This window comes from Leifsonia sp. KNZ12-8B (genome assembly GCF_056755495.1).
In genome coordinates, this window is the sequence record NZ_JBPGXM010000274.1 from 1 (window position 1) to 245 (window position 245).

At 60.4% G+C, this 245-nt stretch carries 1 protein-coding gene; it reads right to left on the minus strand.

Annotated features, from left to right (window positions below):
• On the minus strand, positions 1-245 hold a 245-nt coding region (locus ACR9ZG_RS19000), incomplete at both ends, for a prealbumin-like fold domain-containing protein (protein ID WP_481286398.1).

The following is a 245-nucleotide window of genomic DNA, read 5'->3' on the forward strand; positions in this document are numbered from 1 at the left end:
AACCCGCTGAACGGGAACACCAGGAACGCCGCACCATTCAGCGGCACATTCGTGCCCCCATCGGAACCGACCTTCACCACATCCACCGGCATCGCGACATCCTTCACCGTGATCGTCTGATCACTCAACGACACATTCGGATCAGAAGACAGCAGCGCCAGCGTTCCATCCGCCGCGACCGTGAACCGCACCGGGTTCGCCAACGCGTAATACCCGGCAGGAGCCTGCGTCTCCTTCAACTGATA